This window comes from Kamptonema formosum PCC 10802, assembly GCF_000332335.1.
Lineage (GTDB): Bacteria > Cyanobacteriota > Cyanobacteriia > Cyanobacteriales > Oscillatoriaceae > Oscillatoria.
Genome location: NZ_KB235948.1, coordinates 3,882,548 through 3,899,304, shown reverse-complemented (window position 1 = coordinate 3,899,304; position 16,757 = coordinate 3,882,548). Strand labels below are relative to the sequence as shown.

The 16,757-nt window shown below is 52.7% G+C and carries 13 protein-coding genes and 1 pseudogene; 8 read left to right on the top strand and 6 right to left on the bottom strand.

Annotated elements, in window-relative coordinates; genetic code table 11:
- Positions 1 to 23 precede the first annotated feature (23 nt).
- The 3 genes from OSC10802_RS50115 to OSC10802_RS44485 all read right to left on the bottom strand — a co-directional run bounded on the left by OSC10802_RS50115 (position 24) and on the right by OSC10802_RS44485 (position 4,969).
- The gene (locus OSC10802_RS50115) at positions 24 to 203 is read right to left on the bottom strand and encodes a hypothetical protein (RefSeq protein WP_155967949.1); all 180 of its coding nucleotides are present in this window, start codon (positions 201 to 203) and stop codon (positions 24 to 26) included.
- Between the two features lie 29 nt (positions 204 to 232).
- The gene (locus OSC10802_RS40545) at positions 233 to 1,588 is read right to left on the bottom strand and encodes a CHAT domain-containing protein (RefSeq protein ID WP_017717930.1); all 1,356 of its coding nucleotides are present in this window, start codon (positions 1,586 to 1,588) and stop codon (positions 233 to 235) included.
- Positions 1,589 to 2,227: 639 nt separating this feature from the next.
- Entirely contained in the window at positions 2,228 to 4,969 is a 2,742-nt protein-coding gene (locus OSC10802_RS44485) for an NACHT and WD40 repeat domain-containing protein (protein WP_155967946.1), read from the bottom strand.
- A gap of 191 nt (positions 4,970 to 5,160) precedes the next feature.
- Here OSC10802_RS44485 and OSC10802_RS56525 point away from each other — a divergent pair, with 191 nt between their 5' ends.
- A complete protein-coding gene (locus tag OSC10802_RS56525) occupies positions 5,161 to 5,835 on the top strand; it encodes a DUF1824 family protein (RefSeq protein ID WP_369797081.1) in 675 nt (224 codons plus the stop codon).
- 101 nt (positions 5,836 to 5,936) lie between these two features.
- Here OSC10802_RS56525 and OSC10802_RS44480 read toward each other — a convergent pair.
- Positions 5,937 to 6,528: pseudogene (locus OSC10802_RS44480) on the bottom strand (IS607 family transposase).
- Between the two features lie 556 nt (positions 6,529 to 7,084).
- Between OSC10802_RS44480 and OSC10802_RS50110 the strand changes: the two are divergent.
- From OSC10802_RS50110 to OSC10802_RS0116715, 7 genes are all read left to right on the top strand, one after another.
- On the top strand, positions 7,085 to 7,261 hold the full coding sequence (locus tag OSC10802_RS50110) for a hypothetical protein (protein WP_017717926.1): 177 nt from the start codon (positions 7,085 to 7,087) through the stop codon (positions 7,259 to 7,261).
- Positions 7,262 to 7,316: 55 nt separating this feature from the next.
- The gene (locus OSC10802_RS0116745) at positions 7,317 to 7,493 is read left to right on the top strand and encodes a hypothetical protein (RefSeq protein ID WP_232731699.1); all 177 of its coding nucleotides are present in this window, start codon (positions 7,317 to 7,319) and stop codon (positions 7,491 to 7,493) included.
- A gap of 223 nt (positions 7,494 to 7,716) precedes the next feature.
- Complete coding sequence (locus tag OSC10802_RS0116740; RefSeq protein WP_017717924.1) at positions 7,717 to 7,917, top strand: hypothetical protein; 201 nt, start codon at positions 7,717 to 7,719, stop codon at positions 7,915 to 7,917.
- Between the two features lie 259 nt (positions 7,918 to 8,176).
- Complete coding sequence (locus OSC10802_RS0116735; protein ID WP_369797080.1) at positions 8,177 to 8,488, top strand: pentapeptide repeat-containing protein; 312 nt, start codon at positions 8,177 to 8,179, stop codon at positions 8,486 to 8,488.
- A gap of 117 nt (positions 8,489 to 8,605) precedes the next feature.
- Positions 8,606 to 9,304, top strand: coding sequence for a pentapeptide repeat-containing protein (locus tag OSC10802_RS44475; RefSeq protein ID WP_052334315.1), 699 nt, complete (start codon positions 8,606 to 8,608; stop codon positions 9,302 to 9,304).
- Positions 9,305 to 9,501: 197 nt separating this feature from the next.
- A complete protein-coding gene (locus OSC10802_RS0116720; RefSeq protein WP_017717921.1) occupies positions 9,502 to 9,987 on the top strand; it encodes a pentapeptide repeat-containing protein in 486 nt (161 codons plus the stop codon).
- Between the two features lie 92 nt (positions 9,988 to 10,079).
- Positions 10,080 to 10,565 (top strand): pentapeptide repeat-containing protein, encoded by a 486-nt coding sequence (locus OSC10802_RS0116715; RefSeq protein WP_017717920.1) that lies wholly within the window; start codon positions 10,080 to 10,082, stop codon positions 10,563 to 10,565.
- Between the two features lie 22 nt (positions 10,566 to 10,587).
- Here the strand turns inward: OSC10802_RS0116715 and OSC10802_RS0116710 are convergent, their stop codons facing one another.
- Complete coding sequence (locus tag OSC10802_RS0116710; RefSeq protein WP_082218306.1) at positions 10,588 to 13,530, bottom strand: DNA/RNA non-specific endonuclease; 2,943 nt, start codon at positions 13,528 to 13,530, stop codon at positions 10,588 to 10,590.
- A partial coding sequence (locus OSC10802_RS0116705) for an Ig-like domain-containing protein (RefSeq protein ID WP_155967940.1) occupies positions 13,487 to 16,757 on the bottom strand: 3,271 nt, incomplete at its 5' end. The genes OSC10802_RS0116705 and OSC10802_RS0116710, both read right to left, overlap by 44 nt.

Genomic DNA, 16,757 nt, shown 5'->3' with positions numbered 1-16,757 from the left:
AGCCGGCGGGTGTGCCGGTGAGGTCAGGCCGGCGGGTGTGCCGGTATTAAGCTAATACTACAGTCGGGGATGCCGGTCAGTATTGCCAAAATGCCAAAAAGCCGGTTGGCGTTGCAGTAAGACAAGATGATGTCACCAAAACCCCCATCTCTTTCTCCCCCTCCCCGCTTGCGGGGAGGGGGTTGGGGGGTGGGGTTCAACATCGCCGGGAAGATGGAACATCTAGCTCACCTCAGCCAGCTGCGCCAATCAGTATAAAAGCCGCCCAGTCTCTGGGGTGGGGGTGCTGCTGCCTTGTCGCCAGCGCCGCGAAGCGCAGCGCTTGGGCTTTATCCGAGTTGCGCTGCAGGTGCTGGTAAAACTCAGCCATCAAAGACGCCGTAGGCGCATTCGGCGAGCACCACAGCGACATGACGATACTGGAGACACCGGCAGAAAGCCAGCCTTGAGACAGCACCGGCACACCATCCCCCCATATCCTGCCGCGACTGGTATCACACCCGCTGAGGACAGCGAGTTCAGCGCCGCAGCGCACAGCCATAATGTCTGGCACCCTGAGAAAGCCATCGTCATTGCAAGTTGGGGCGAGCGCGACGGCACCGACCAAGCCCTCTATCTCATCCAGCAAGCAGTGAGTGGCCAGATGAACAGTCCGGGCTGCCGGCAGCCCCTGCAAAACCGCCTGTTTCGTGGCTTTATAGCCGAGCAGGGCTTTGGTTCCCCGCAAGCGGGCCACCTCCTTCGCTTCCCGTGCGGCTTCAGGGAGGGGGTGCAGGGGCGCGGGGGGTTCGTCAACGTGCAGGAAAATGCTGGGCATCACAGGATTGCCGGCGACGAGTACCTGATGGCTGCCGGTGTCCGCGCTCAAAATCTCTGCTGTGCGCCGGTTTAGCAAGGCCAAATCCAGCGCCTCAATCGAGGGGGCAGTGAGGATGGTGTGTTTTTCCAGCAAACAAGTGCCGGCGGCATCTTGCAAAGCGCAGAAAGGCACGAGGAACAAGAAGTCTTGCGGGATAAAGGTAACGCGGCGATTTTCAGACGCCGGCATGAGGTCAGCAATCGGTTCGACAAGCACCTGGTAAAGTTGCTGGAGCAGCCGGTTGGTTTCGTCGCCGCCCTCATCGCGGCTGCCGGTGCTGATAGATTCGCGCAGACTGCGAACCAAACTGACCAGAAAAATATTGTCTCGCTGCCAGAGTCGTTTGAGATTCACTTGCCGAAAAGCAATCTCGCCCGTTGGCTGCACAACCCAGATAAACAGCACTTCAGCGCAAGCGTAGGGCAGATCGAAACTCAGCCTAAATCTCGACAGCTGATACATCTGGTTCGCATCATACAAAACCGAGTATTCTACCAAAGTGGAATCGGTGTCTTTGGCAATTTGTTTGATTTGCTCGACACTCGGCGAGACAGCAGAGGGCTGCCACTTCGGGTTAGCGGCTAAATCGCTAACAAATAGATTCGCCAAAGCGCGAGAGCGCCCCTGCTCTGCAACTTCCAGGGCGTTCTCAATTCGGTTCTGAGCGACTAAGACTCGCTGAAATCCTCGGTAGATATCCGGCGGACGGTCGTGGGGGAAAATAGTCATGGGATGTTTATTCAATTAGCAGCCGGTGCGAGCTTGCCCACCAGTATCAGCGTAACCCACCACACAATTGAGTGTCGCTGCCTAAGTCCTGAGGATGATCGATCCCAACTGGCCGGTCGGCCCCTCGCTCTCAGCGAACTCAGGCGGTTAGGGCACCGGCGAGTGCCTTAGAACTTCATAACAGTTGCCAATGGGCAAGACATATCTGAAAACGAGTTGAAGCATGCAAAAGTTACCGAAATCGGTCTATACTGCCATAATAAACCGGCATTTTAAACCCGGATTTTAATCTAGCATTTATATGATTTGTGAATACTATAGCCTCTCTCATATTGGTGAGGTGGTGAGAAACCCTGTTTCGTAGGCGGTGGCCGCACGGAGACCGCCCTCTTCCGGGTTTCTGGGCAAACACGTTCATCCAACTGAGAACCGCTATATCTCTGTTCTTCCCTTGGCGCTCAGGGGCGTCTTGGCGGTTTCTTTACAACCTAATTTTCATAACTCAAGACCGAAACCCTATACAAGACCTTCGCTTTGGGCAGGGGGCGGGGTTATCAAAATGTTATCTCACCGGCACCCCGAGCGCTAGGGTGCGTTCCCCCTGGAACGCACCCTACTGGGCTGCTGCCGGCAGCCAGCTCAAGCGCTCACCGGCAGCAACTTAACCGTCCTGTCCTGACTGCCGGCAGCCAGCATCTGCCCATCCGGCGTGAAAGCCACAGAAAAAACATAAGCCCGCTCAGAAAACGTCTTCAGCAGTTCCCCGGTGGAAAGACGCCAAATCTTAATCGTCCTGTCGCGACTGCAGCTGGCCAGAATTTGGCCGTCCGGGCTGACAGCCACTGAATGCACGGAAGACGAGTGACCTCCAAGAATCCGCACAGACGAGCCGGCGGGGTGACGCGGATCGCCGGCACCCAGCTGCCAAACCGTTATTGTTTGGTCATCACTCCCACTAATGAGCAGCTCACCCTTAGGACTGATAGCCAGGGTGCGAACGTAGCCAGAATGCCCCTCCAGGGTGAGCGCCGGCTCTCTGTGAGCTCGCCCGTCGCCGCTCAGGTGCCAGATTTTAATCGTCTTGTCATCACTGCCGGTGGCCAGAATTTTGCCATCGGGACTGAAAGCCAGACAGCGAACGTAGTCGGCATGGCCAGAAAAACTGTCCAGCAGCTGGCCGGTGCGGGCGTACCAGATACAGATCGCCGAGTCGTCCCCGCAACTGGCCAAAAATTGACCGTCGGGACTGAAGGCCACCGCACGCACCCAGTTAGAGTGGCCGGCGAGAGTGTGCAGGAGTGTCCCTTGGGGCAGCTCAGACTTCCCTGCGCCCAGATACCAGATGTTGACCGTTTTGTCATTGCTGCCACTGGCCACAAGCTGGCCGTCCGGACTGACAGCAATGGTGCGAACGCAGCCTAAATGGCCAGACAGCGTGCGTGCCGGTTGCAAGCCCCGCGTCCCGTCAAGGTTGGCCACCACCTGCCAGATTTTCACCGTCCTGTCGTCAGAACCGGTAACAGCTAAATTGCCTTGAGGGCTGACAGCAACCGCCTGAACGCTTTCGGAATGGCCGGCAATCGCGCCCGCCAATTCAGAAGATTTCCGCAGCGCCAACTCAGCGAGTGGCGGCGCGGCAAAATGGTCGCGCAGCACCTCGTGGGCGAACCGGTAGCGCCCGCCAATTTTTTGCAGCAGCAGTTGCTCTGCGGCACAGTTGAGGAAACCGGCAAAGTTCCAGGGAAGATCCCGGTTCCGCCAGAGAATCAGGCGCAGGGTCAAATGCTGCAGGCAAGGGATGCCGCCCATCACCAGCCCCGCCAGCAACCCTAAACTGGTGCCACTCAGCCCGGCACGCCCGCTAATCAGCCAGCCAATCAGCCCAAAAATCAGTCCGCCGGTGAGGGTAAAAATTCCCGCCGTGCCGGCGGACTGCCACATTCCCTGATTGGGAGCGGTTTTGGGTTGGATTTCCGAGTCACTGACGGCTTGAAAAATCGCAAAAATCAGCCCGCCCAGCAGCCCGCCGAGGGTGGCTCTCAGCAGCCCGAAGAAGCCGCCTACAAGTTGACCGGCAATTGCCAAAAACACGCTGCCGGCTAGCGCAGCCAGCAGCCCCAAACTCAGGCCGACAATCGCCCCACTGACAGCTTTTTGTCGCGACCAATTCAGCGGTTTAACCGGCACGATTTGGAAATTCAGCCCCCCAAACAGCGCCCAGAGAAACCCGCTAGCCAGCCCAAAATTCAGCCCGAAAGTCAGCCCGCAACTCAGCCCGCCGGTCAAGCCGAGAGCCAGCCCCACTCCCAGGCGGTAAAGCCAGCGCCCAGTTGGATTTGACAGCCAAACCGGCTGCATGTTTTCAATGAAAAACTCATCGGTGGAGTCTCGTTTCAGCCGTTTGGCCAGCCAGCTGAGCCAGCGCCGGCTCTCTTTGGCGGGAAGCTGTTTCATCTGCTTTTGAATAAAGGCATCGAGCAAATACCGGCGGCGCGATTCCGGAGAGAGGCGCTGCTGCCATTCGGGAAGGGAGATTTCTTCCGCCGCCAGTGCGATAATGTTGAGAAACAGCGGCGTTTTCGCCGAGTTTAGCAAATTTGGGTCTTGCTGCAAGCTGGGCCACAGGAATTGCAGTCCCGAGCGGGAGAGATAGTTTTGGATCTGGGGTTCTGTCAGGGGCAGCAAGTAAATCGCTGCGGGAAGCTGCATCAGGGTTTGGGTGCTAGCGTATTCCGACATGCCGGTGGCAACGACCAGATGTTTCGGCTGCACCTGTTCCAGGAACTGATTGATCGCCAGCACGCAGGGTTTTTGCCATTCTGAGCGCAGTTCGTCGAGTCCGTCGAGCAGGGGGACAACTTCGCCGCTTTCCAGCCATTTTTTGGCCGTGTCGGGGGCGAAACCGCAGTTGGACTTCAGCTGGCTGACGAGCCAGTCGCCAAGGGGGAGCCTGCTGTCCCAGGAGCTGAGGTTGAACAGCACCGGCACCGGAGAGCGCGGGTCCGCGAAGGCGCGAGCCACCAGTTTTCGGGCGAGTTCCAGCAGGGTTGTAGTTTTGCCGGAGCCAGATGCGCCCAAAATCAGCACCTTGCCGGCAACGGCGGGCAGGTCGAAAACTTCTATTATATCTTTTTCGGGGGACAGCCGCGCACTGGGCTGAGTGCCGATTTTCACCTCGGCATCCCAAAGGCGGGGGGCGGGTGTGCCGGGCTGTTGGGAGGTGTGCCGGTGGGGCGACACCGCGTTATGCAAGGACTGCTCGAGCCGGCTTTCAACGTAGCGCTTGACAGAGCCGAGCAATTTATAGCGAGTCTGGACACTTTGCCTGCGCTGGAGAATGACTGGGAGTTTGATAGCCTGTGACAGTCTGATCCCGATCATAAATCCCCCTGGCAGCAATCCACCGACAGCAAACAGCAGCACAGATATACAGTCATTGGCACAACCGGGTGTAGAAGCGAGCGTCAAAAAAAAGTTTAAGGGGTTTTGCGCTCAGGTTGTCGGTTTTTGGGGGGTGCCGGCTGTAGTGGGACGGAGCTAGGGCGGGCCAATTATGCCCGGCAGGGGGTGCGATGGCACTCAGAAACCGGGTTTCTGGGGGCAACATTCTCCGCCAGCTCGCAGTCACCCCAGAAACCAGTCCAGAAGCAGCCCAGACATTTGGTTTCTCTGAGAAATCGAGTTTCTTGACAAGCGCCTCTCTGTGCGGTATAGTTGTTTCCACTCCTTCACCCGAGTTGAGTTCAGCGCGAAAGAACCCCAAAAGCTTGAAAATAGTGGGGTGCCGGCGAGCGCACCTCACTACTGTCAGTTCAAGCAAGTCAGAATCCATGTCCACTCAAAACCCGACCCATCTCACCGTTGAAGAAGCGCAAAAAATTCTCAGGCAGTACAGCTGTACGGAGATGAAATCCGCCGGCTCGCCAGAGGAAAGAGCGGCGCTCCGGGAAGCGCTGCTTTTGCTAGCCGGTCTTTCGGATTACCAGATACTGGGGATTTGCGCTGATACAGCCGAGGGGGGGCTGTTGGCGCTCAAAACTTATGCCGCCGGTTTGGGCTTGGAGCAGCCGCTCGACATTGCGAATGTCGAAGGTGCGGTTTATATAAAGTTTAACCCCAAAACCGGCTTGTGCTATATGGATTCCTATGCGGGAACCTATCGCGGAGTGCTGGTTTCCTGCCAGTCCTCAGGAGACGGGGGAATCAATGAAATGTACGGCCATTTGCCGCTAGATTTATTTGTTTGAGCGCCGCTGCATTTGCAATCCGAAATCCAAAATATAGGTACTGAGAAACCCGGTTTCTTTAAGAAACCGGGTTTCTGGGCCATTAAAATCTAAAATTGCTATTAGCCGCGAGCGACTTCTTCTGCGGCGGCGCGAAGGCTGTCTGCCAGCTGCTTGTTTTTGCGCCGGCGGCTGCCGTAGAGGCGGGCGGAGAAAATGTTGAGAATTTCCAGCACGTCTTCGACTAAATCTTCCTCGCCAGAAGACTCTTCAGCGGCAGCGTTGACGAGTACCACTTCCGTTGCAAATTGTTCGCACAGAGCGAAAACCAGATCCGCGCCGAAGTGCAGCAGCCGGTCTTGCTGCGTCACCACCAGGCGTCCGACGTCTCCCAGGCAGATGCGGCGGATCAACTGGCGCAGCCCCCGCTTGCGGCAGTTCACCCCCGAACCGAGGTCTTCTATCACTTCATAAGTCCAGCCGTTGGCGAAGCAGAAAGATTCCAGCATGGCGACTTGTCGGGCCACCTGGCTGCGCCCTTCCGGACTTGAGACGCGGGCGTAGGCTAGGGTGACTCGCAAAGGAAAGGGTGGGTGGGGTGCGGGGCATGATTCCGTGCAGCTGAGCCAAATCGTAACGGCGATGCCCTTTGGGGGTGCGCGAACACGGTAATTTTCCGGTGCTATCCCACCGGCACAGAGTTTCGCGCGACACACCCTGCTCTTTTGCCGCTTATCCAATACTCACCTTTATGTCTAAATTCTATACATTTCTCTTGGAGATGACAGTTCTTGGCCGGCATTGATCTAGCGGCCTGCTGTCCTGTGGTTTAGGAGAAATCTCAGTAAATCTAAATAGCACAGAAGCCCTCACTCTCGTTCATTTCCTTTGAAGGGCAGGTTTTTCTGGCTCTTGAGGCATTCCACCCTCACACACCCGGCTTCCGGTGTGGGCGGCAGTTTTTCTGGCTCTGGTTTCCGGGTTCTGCGCCCGCCAGCCAGAAACCGGTACAGCAGGCATTTCTAGAGTGTGTCGGAGAATCCGGAAACAGCTGTGACAGTTAAGGGGGCGGAATGCGAATCAAATGCCACTGCTTCTAACTCCGGGAATGCGGGGGTGCCGGTGCCGCAAGGGTTACGCCCTTGGATAGCAATCGGGAGTGAGCCTCTTGGGTTTGTGCGGGCAGGCGCTTGAAATATTGACACAGCTCGGTTCCGGCGAGCCGGTCTTGGCTTCTAAATTTGAAATATAGAGTTGGAGAAACAGAAAAATGAAATCTGAACTTAGCTTCCCCAATCCGCAACTTAATCTGGTTCTCGCACCTGAGAGTTGGTCTGCGATCGAGCTGCCGGATCTGAAGATGGTTAAGGTCGCACCGGCACCCTCTTCAGACCCCTTGCAAGAAGATGCCGCTCTCACCGTAGAGATTCTCATGCGCCCTTGTTAACTCGTCAAAGTGCGTTTCCCGCCCAACAGCCATGCAAACGGATACGAGTAAGGAGATGAAAAGCCTTCTTAGCGATTTAGAGATACTAATCGCCGAGATAGAGAGCAACCCTCGCCTTTCTTCCTGGGTCGTGCGGATGGCCCTCAAATCCATTAAGGAGAAAGCTGAGAAGATGGCCGGCCAGCCGGCGCAACAGCCAGACAGCTCGTCAGAGCGGGCTTGCGCAAACTGAGCCAGCCGCTGGACTGTACAGGAAAAGGCTTGAGCCAGAAGCCGCTGCTGGGGCGCATCGATTCTGTGACCCGCATCACTTACAGAGAACTATATCGTCACATTCCCTCACTAATATAGATCACTTATTCATCAGGTTATTATCACACGCCATCCAAGGGTTAAATCACAGAAATATCGAGGGAGATAGGTGATATTAGAAACATCGAGTTCAATCTACCGCCATGCCAGCTCAAGCTCTTTTCCCCCAGCCCACCATCGCCGAAGTTTTTGGTCAAGCCTGGAATTCTGGCCGCCTCACTTTCAGAGACCGGCTCTACCTGAGGTCCGCACTCTTAAACAGTGGGCTCAGCGAAGAGGATAGGGCCGCCATCGACCGCCTGCTCCACGCCGTTCGCCGGGGCTGGCTGCAGATTTTGGATTGAGGGCCGGTTAAATTAAGAATTATTAATTTTTTTTACAAATGATTCATCCTATCAGTGCGATGGCCAACTTAGGGCTGCACGTCAAGTCGCTCTCAGGATTGAGGGATTGGCCAAGCTTTGGCAGGGCGTGCTTTGATTACTAGCTATTATATACTAGAGATTTTCTTCCTAGGACTTTTGAGAGAGCTGCACTTGTAAGTGCAGTTTTTTTTATTTGGATATGGGAGTTTAAGAGCCGGCTGACACGGCTTATATCGGGTTGAGTTTGCTAAACGGAAGATCGAGAAACCAGGTTTCTTGGGGAAACCTAGTTTCTGGAAAGGGCCAATCAGATGGGGTTGTGCTGAACCGGGTCGATCTTACTAATGCTAATCTGAGCGGTGCCTACTTACAGGCTTACATGAGAGATGTTAACCTAAGCTACGCCCGGTTGCTAGGAGTCACAGGAATTTTGGGAGCCAATGTAAAGGAAGAGTTAGCAATCCAGCGGCTGCAAAGTGAAGGAGTAATTTTCGCCGGCACCACTCTGCCAGATGGAAGAATATATACTGGTCACTCTCCCACGGTATAAAATAAGGGGACATTTCCAAGAAGCTCAGGCACGGGCCAAGGTTGAGGTTGACTCCTGCAAAATAGGGTGCTAGAATAGACAGTAAAGCTTCTCTCTCGGAGGAAAAACATGGAAAGAATGGCAGTAGGAGAGTTAATTGACCGGTACGCAGCCGGCGAGCGCGATTTTACGGGAGTCAATTTGCGCAATGCAAATTTGGAGGGAGTCTACTTGAGAGACGCTAAATTGAAAGGAGCCAATCTTGATGGAGCCAGATTGGATGGGTCTGACCTGCGTATGGCCTCGTTAGATGGAGCCCAACTAGGTGGGGTCAGTTTAAACGATGCTAATCTTGAAAAAGCCAGTTTGAAAGGGGCCGTACTTGGGGGAAGCTTCCAGAGAACGAATTTTGCCGGTGCTAACTTATGTGGGGCTCACTTGGGGGGAGAAGATTTTCTAGAAACTAACTTCTACCAAGCCAAATTGAATGGGGCTTATTTCGAGGTACGTTTGCAAAAAGTAAATCTGCAACTTGCCCAATTAAAAGGCTCTTGTTTCTATGCGTGTTTCTTAGAAGATACAAACTTTGTTTTTGCCAATCTAAAGGGAGCTGTTCTACAAGAAACTAGGCTACATCGTGCCGATTTCAGTCACGCCGCTCTCAAAGGAAGCGAAATGACTGTAGAAATGGTAAATGTTAACCTGAGCCATGCGGATTTGATTGGGGCAGACATTTGGGAGACAAATTTAAGCGATGAAACTCTCAACCGGCTTGCAACGGCAGGCGTGATTTTTTCAGAAACCATTCTTCCAGATGGGAGAATTTATACGAGTTAGTAAAAAGGACTATATGGCGGTAGGAGTTGCTCGGAAAGGTATGAGATGCCTGCCGGCATGGTGGGGAGTTGGGGGTTGACTGTTCAGCCGGTTGGGGTTGCAATCGCGTCGCGGGGAACAGCCGCGCTAGTTACCCAGGCGCTCAGAGAGGCGATTGCGCTATTATTGAAGGTGTAAGCGAATTCGAGAGAAGAATTATGGACGGCGAGGAATTGCGAAGACGGTACGCGGCGGGGGAGAGGAATTTTGCCGGGGTCAATCTCAGGGGCGCTAACATCAGTGGCTCTGATCCTTGGAATGACAATTATAGGGGAGCGGACTTGAGCGGTATCAATTTAAGTGGAGCCGACCTGAGTAATTCCAACTTTGCCGGTGCCGATCTTACGGATGCCGATTTGAGTAATGCTAATCTAACTCATGCTATCTTGGCTCAGTGCAACCTGACTCGCACTAACTTAAGTGGGGCTAACTTAACTGAAGCTTTCCTACAAGCTGTCGAGCTGATGGATACCAACATGAGTGGTGCTGACCTGTTTCGTGCTGAAATAAGCCAGACTCGATTGGGGAAAACCAATCTTGCTGGTGCCAAGAATATAAGTACCGTCAATTTTGAAGGGACTATAGTCCACAATCTTACTCTGGAAGACGGAACTGTGATTGAATTTTGTGACCACGATTGGTGACGGTTGCTGGTTGAGCCTCAGCCTACGGCGCTCGTTTGATTGGAAAAGTTAATATTGTAATCGAGAATGTAAACGGATTCTAGAGGAGAATTATGGACGGCGAGGAATTGCGAAGACGGTACGCGGCAGGAGAGAGGAATTTTGCCGGGGTCAATCTCAGGGACGCTAACATCAGTGGCTCTGACCCTTGGAATGACAATTATAGGGGAGCGGACTTGAGCGGTATCAACTTAAGTGGAGCCGACCTGAGTAATTCCAACTTGGCTGGTGCCGATCTTACGGATGCCGATTTGAGTAATGCTAATCTGACTCGTGCTATCTTGGCTCAGTGCAACCTGACTCGCACTAACTTGAGTGGGGCTAACTTAACTGAAGCTTTCCTACAAGCTGTCGAGCTGATAGATACGAATATGAGTGGTGCTGACTTGAGGCGTGCTGCAATAACCCAAACTCAATTGGGGACAGCAAATTTTACTGGTGCCAAGAATATAAGTACCGTCGATTTTGAAGGCACTATAGTCAGCAATCTTCCTCTGGAAGACGGGACTGTGATTGAATTTTGCGACCACGATTGGTGAGCGTTGCTGGTTGAGCGTCAGCCTACGCTGATCTCAATCCCAGATTAGGGAAGTTAGTAATATCCCGTTCGAGACTCTCTTCAATTTCATCAGGAAGATTGGAGAAAAAGTCAAATCCTGTTTCTTGTTCAATTTGGTCAATAGAAACTTGCCAATTCCGCCAATTTCTCCAATCATTTCGAGCTATCAAGCGATCTGGATAAAGTGGGTGTTGTACTTGTTGATCCGGAGTTCCTAGAGGAGGGTAAAATTGCGCTGGTTCTGCTCGGTTGGGAGTCATAACAGCAATGACTGGCGTATCAACTGTTACATCTTCTATGCCTTGACCGGGTTCCAACCCTAAGATAATTTTCCAAGTCCATTCAGGAATATGAACACCCAGTGTTTGTAAATTGCTGGGATCTGTAAAGTCGTTCGCATAGAAATCAGTCGCTCTGCTCGCACGTTGTGGGCTCCAGTTGTTTCCAATCCCGCCAGCAATGTTATAAAGCTCCCAGCCAAGATTAGTAACCATAGCACGAGACTCTGCTTCCAGGTTATACCACGCAGCGGCAAAAGACGATCTATCGGGAATACCACTAAAGTATCGATTGTTATCTACAAACTGCGGCAAAACGTTGGTCAGCATAAAAGTTTCTATGTTGTCTTTGACAGAACTCGTCCAATGTGACGAAGCAACCATGTGACCTCTGTCGTAACGCCTTCCAATATAAGTCCCATCAAGAGGTTGATTGCCAAAAGAAGTGGGCAGTGTATAGTCCCTCCTAAAAGGATTATCATATCTGCTAGTGGGGCCGAGATGTGTTTGGTTTAATTGCCAGCTCACCCAATTAGGAATCTTTCTGTCGTTGTTGTAGGACAAACTGTACTGCGGTCTTTCAATTAGGTAATTGTGGGCTTGATTGATTTCATCAACTCTAGCTGACTGCCTGACTTCAGAAGCGCCTTCAGTAATTGGTTCTGCTATAAGTAAGCCTGGATTGCCGAACTTGAGATGGGAACTCTGAAAAAAGACATTATCTAAATAGACTTCATTTGTGCTTCCTTGCAAGCTAAATTTGAGGGTTGCCACCTTCCCTCGAAGATTTGGCGGCACATTGAGGTGAAAAGTCTCAAAACCCCGCCTGCCTAATATCGTGTCAACTCCTATACGAGTATTTCGATACCTTGCCACTCCAATTTGATTAATAGCATCTCCTCGTCGCAGATCTACTCCGAAGAGTTCCTCCGCCCTTTGCTCAGTGCTATTACTGGTGAAAGTGCTTAAACGCTGCCAATTTGCCCCAGGTTCTTCCGCTTTCATCCAGACTTCTAGTGTGCCCCCATTGGGCTGAGGAACGTTGAGGTCAAATCGCAATACGCCCCAATCAGGTACAACAAAACGATTGTGTGTAATTTCTTGGCCGACAGTGAGCCTCAAAGCATAGTTTTTGTAATTAGGATCGTCTGGGGCAATACCTAATTGTCCCAAATAAGTTCCAAGGAGAGGCACTCCATTAGGATTGGCTGCTGTTGGTTGTTGTGCCCATCCAATTTGAAAAGGCTGTGACAGAGAGGGAATATTCGTCCAGTTAACTAAAGACGCTTGCGACACATCTTGTCCACCGTTATAAAAAGACCAGCCTGGAATGCTCTGACTTGAGCGGAGAGTGCTAATCGCGTCAAAATTCCCATTAAAGAGAGTCGGAACCGCAAAGTCGCCCCGCATTCTAGCTTCAGCGGTATTGTCCTCACTTACTGGAGTGCGAATCCCAAGAAGCGGATCTCGGCGCTTGTCCTTACCGCCCCCTAAAACTGAGTGGAACCAACCCGTGCCAATCCCCTCCCAAGGAGCATTTTGAGAGCCGTGGATAAAGGGATATCCCCTGTAATCGGGCGTGTACCAAATCTTATCACTGTTGGGAGTCCGGTCAGCCGGCTCCAAATCCCCAAGCCGGCGGTAGATATACTCTCCATCCTTTGCCGGAAGTTGACTTCCGCTGAGGTTCGCCGTTCCCGCATACCAAGCTAGAGCCTGCCTGTGGTTGCCACCTTTTTTGTCATCCACTTCAGTAAATCCAGCCCAGTTCCCCAGAGATACATTCAAATCCGCTCCCTCAATCTCCCGACCATTAAATGTGAAAGTTTTCGGTTCAGTTGCCGGAATTACATCCTGGTAGTAATTGTCCGCAAAAGTAACATTTTCCCAAACCTTCACCTGCGGGTCGCGAACGCTTTGAGACCACAAAGACTCCTGCAAGAAGTCGTGGGGGTCAACTGTCGTCATCTGGGAATCGGGAAAAGCATTAGAGTAATCCTTTTTCGGAAAGAACGTACCCAAGCGCTGAACAATCTCACTGTTAATCACAGCGCCCTGGCCGAAGCCAATAAAGTGTAGCGGTGATTGAAATAGAGAGCCCATAGTGCGAATCAAATCACCTTCATTATTATACAGCTTCAGCCCTGAGCCGCTCCCCTCTCCCACACTACCTCCTAAGGACTGATCCAGCTGCACCAGTGAGGCAAAAAAGGCATCCGCCGCCGCCTCAGCAAACCCAGAATTTAAAGCGGTTTCTGCAGGGGAGTGCTCCCATCCCGGAATCAGCACTAGGGGTTTGCCGAGTTTAGGGCTCTTACTTCCTTGCATAGGATTCCACTTGCCGGTTTCGGAATTATAGCTGACAATCGAACCGCCGTCTGAGACAATATGCTTGGCCATTGCCTCGAATTGCTGGTCAATCTTGTATCCTGAGATAGGTTCAAACCCGCGAGTCAACACAGTCACGCTACTGAACGTATTGCTCCCAGCAGCCGGTTGAGGAAGCAAAGTTTTAAACTTATCCGTGACAATTTTTCTGTCTCCTTGAGCCGTCATAGCTTCCACAGCCCAGTGGTAAGTCTGACCGGCAGTCAATATCCGCTCATCAGGAAGCGTAAACTCATCAAAGTCCCCACTGGTACTGCCCATTCCAAGTCCACGCACCATTCTTCCACTTAGCCGTGAGGACGCGGTTGGGATTGTAATCCCGTTCCGGTGTCACATTCCCCAATCCCTCCCACCTGTCCTTCGGCAACAATCCCTGGCCTTTGGGAAACACGCTCACATACAAATTCACCTCACTAATATCTTGAGGAGACAGATTGGGAAGACCGCACTGAATACTGTCATCTTTAAACTTCCACTCAAACGTAGGAGTGAGGTCATCTGTACTGCCACCGGCACCCGGACTCACCAAATCCACCCAGTCTCTCGCTGACGCTACAGTCAAACCCTTAGGACTCACCATCCCAATAGGAGCGCGATTGCTATCCTGCGGCACACCAAAAGTGAACTGATTCACCCAGTTCCCCCCGATAATCTCGTAATCCGCAGCCACACTAATATCCGGATTGATGTCATCCACCGGCACGAAAAGCAAATCCCTTGCCGCAGCCGCACGCTTACTGCTCGCATTAAAAGCAATGCTACCTGCCCCCCTGCTGTAGCTATCCAGCCAGTAATTGCCCGGATTCTCAACAGCCTTTATAATCTCCTCAACATCATAAATAAAACTAGCGCCCTTTTGCTCAGGAGAAGAAGACTGCAATTGCAGCCCTGGATAAGAAACCGTCAGGTATTTTTCATCACTTGAAAGCACCAAGTCAGTGGTGAGTCCCTTCGGAATGGGCCGGGTGGCCGCCACCAATTGCGGTGCGGGGCCGAGCGGATCTTTAATAATCCCAATATTACTGCCGGCCCTCGGCCCATCAACGCTTTCCACGTTTGTTTGAGGGCTGTCATTAATCGCCGCGACAAACGCATACCGCCCATCCCGCGTTACAGTTACCGCCACCGCTCTGTTGACATCAAAGTAATCCCCAAAATCCCCCAAACTTAACGATGCGTAGCGAGCGAACGCGGCAAAATTAAGGGGGTCATCATTCGTAATTTCCAGCACCCCAAAGCCCTGATTGTCTCTAAGCCGGTTGGTAAAAGCCATCTGCAGCGGATTGGAAGTAGGGGCAATTCCCTCCGTTCCCGATAACATCGAGATGGCTCCTATCTGTTCGCGCCACTTGCGGGAATTCTGATTCAAATCTGTGGGCCGGTCATTCGGGTCAATATTGATGACAAAAATGTAACCGCTAAGCGCTGTGGCGAACAGCCGGCGTCCGTCGCTGCTAATAGCAATCTGGCGCAGCCCCGAAGGCGCAGGGCTGACCGAAATCGTATGTACTACCTGATGATAATTTTCCGAGAACGGGTCAATATCCAGGACGTAAATACTGCCGCTGGCACCGTCAGCAATATAGGCGAACTCCTCTGATGGATCAATAGCAATTGTTCGCGGTTTCGCACCGGCAGGCAAATCAATAGGCTCTACCTCCGGCGTTTCCGGATTAGTATCCACTTGGCGCAGCGCCATCAAATCTGCCACCGCCACGCGACCAGACTGTTCCAGAGGCACATAAGCTCTCGTCGCACTAGCAACCGCCGCCAATTCCGCCGGACCATCCTGCCGGTCAGCAGTCCCCACCGGAATGCGAGCTGTTAGCAAATCACTGCTATTACCGGCAGTCCCCAACTGCTTGCCATTTATAACACTAATTACATCCTCAGACTGCTGCGCCACCAGCGCTAGCTCAACACAGTTAGGCGCTAGCCGAATATCTTCTTCGCTGTCCAGTTCGACAATTTCGTAATCTTGCTGACCCGGACCGGGCTGCTCTTTCTGCTGGCGCGATAAAACAATTCGGGATTCGCCGAGGGGTACAGTATAGGGCACCTTAACCGCGACTTCATACCGGTTGTCTTCTAGCTCTTTCCCGGATTCAGGCAGCACCTCACCTTCATAAACCCTATTCCCAACGTAAAATTTGGCAGTCAAGTCTGTAAAATTGCTGCCGGTACCGCCGAAGTCGTTCAGGAAATTGCTCCCTCTGAGAAACACAACCGGCTCGCTGTTCTCAAATCTCAGCTCGGCTTCTTGAAGCGCCGGTGGGGACAGGGGATCTGCCTCCTGAGCCGGTGCGTTCAAAACTGCCTTGAAGGACGGAATCCCCTCTGGGTTCAGCTCGACACCCGCTGTGTTAAAAACCGGCAGTCCGACCTTAGGAATTGCGATCACCTCCAGCGAGTCGGATTGCAGATATTTAGCCAAGTACGCGAGGAGTAAGGCTGTCGCGACAAATTGAGTGGTTGTTGCTGCAATTATACCGATAAAACCAAGTCGCGCTGCCAGATGGGTGGTTTGAAGGCTTAAGTCAGTAGCAATCGAGATGGCGTCTGCAGCAGCCGACGAGGGGGCGAATGGATTAAAACCGGTTGGGTTATATCCAGGGACAAAGTAATTAATTACCCATCTGCCCGAAGTATTTACACCGTTCCACGGTGGCGAAGAGGTGCGGATAGTTCCGCCAGACACCACACCCGTTTCTTCTATCAGCCAAGTTGGGTTCCAAGTGCCTTGAGCGTCTGGCAGTGCCCCTTCTCGCATGAAGAAGACTTGAGTTCCCTCCGGCAAACCTGCCGGTGCGGGAATTGCCAGTTGAACCGGCACCTTCATCGGGTCATCCCCAGCATCTAAATTGAACGCACCGGCAAACCCCAAACCCTCAGGAATAGGCAGCGATAAATCCTGCCGACTCAGCGGAGTCAAGCTGACAGTTGTGTTTTCCTCTAGAGCGCCAGGAGCCACCATTACCATTGAGCCATCAGAAGCTCGCACCACACCCCCATCGGCTCCCAAAGTTGCCGGTCCGAGTTGCGGATTTTCGGCACGGATTGGAATCACTTCCACCGCTGAGCCGTTGCTAACCGTTACAGTGGCGTCCCCCGACTTCAATGCAGTAACTAAACCGTCCTCACTCACACTCAAAACTGAGGGGTCACTCACCTCATATCGCGTCCCCGACTCATCAGTATTTAAGTCAGGCGAATTGGGCAATTCGTTTACTTTCACCGACAATTGCCGAGTCCCCCCAACCGGCAGAGAAATCGCATCTGGATAAGGATCTAGCCCATAAAGTTGGGCGAGTTCCACACTAAATTGTACTTCACTGTCCAAACTGCCTGAATCATTGGTCGCCGGCACAAGGGTGAAGCGAATCCCCTCAAACCCCGACACATTGCCATATTCATCTATCGCCCGCAAATAAAGGGTGTGACTTCCCTCTGACAGCGCCCCGCCAAATATTTCCTCTAAAGCGTTGCGGTCTAATGAAAACGTTCCA

Excerpts from the sequence above, each read along its gene's own strand:
- OSC10802_RS40545 (WP_017717930.1), bottom strand. The coding sequence starts at position 1,588 with ATGACTATTTTCCCCCACGACCGTCCGCCGGATATCTACCGAGGATTT.
- OSC10802_RS0116710 (WP_082218306.1), bottom strand. The coding sequence starts at position 13,530 with ATGGTGCGTGGACTTGGAATGGGCAGTACCAGTGGGGACTTTGATGAG.
- OSC10802_RS0116715 (WP_017717920.1), top strand. The coding sequence starts at position 10,080 with ATGGACGGCGAGGAATTGCGAAGACGGTACGCGGCAGGAGAGAGGAAT.
- OSC10802_RS44485 (WP_155967946.1), bottom strand. The coding sequence starts at position 4,969 with ATGATCGGGATCAGACTGTCACAGGCTATCAAACTCCCAGTCATTCTC.
- OSC10802_RS0116740 (WP_017717924.1), top strand. The coding sequence starts at position 7,717 with ATGCCAGCTCAAGCTCTTTTCCCCCAGCCCACCATCGCCGAAGTTTTT.
- OSC10802_RS50110 (WP_017717926.1), top strand. The coding sequence starts at position 7,085 with ATGAAATCTGAACTTAGCTTCCCCAATCCGCAACTTAATCTGGTTCTC.
- OSC10802_RS0116745 (WP_232731699.1), top strand. The coding sequence starts at position 7,317 with ATGAAAAGCCTTCTTAGCGATTTAGAGATACTAATCGCCGAGATAGAG.
- OSC10802_RS56525 (WP_369797081.1), top strand. The coding sequence starts at position 5,161 with ATGGCACTCAGAAACCGGGTTTCTGGGGGCAACATTCTCCGCCAGCTC.
- OSC10802_RS44475 (WP_052334315.1), top strand. The coding sequence starts at position 8,606 with ATGGCAGTAGGAGAGTTAATTGACCGGTACGCAGCCGGCGAGCGCGAT.
- OSC10802_RS0116720 (WP_017717921.1), top strand. The coding sequence starts at position 9,502 with ATGGACGGCGAGGAATTGCGAAGACGGTACGCGGCGGGGGAGAGGAAT.
- OSC10802_RS50115 (WP_155967949.1), bottom strand. The coding sequence starts at position 203 with ATGTTGAACCCCACCCCCCAACCCCCTCCCCGCAAGCGGGGAGGGGGA.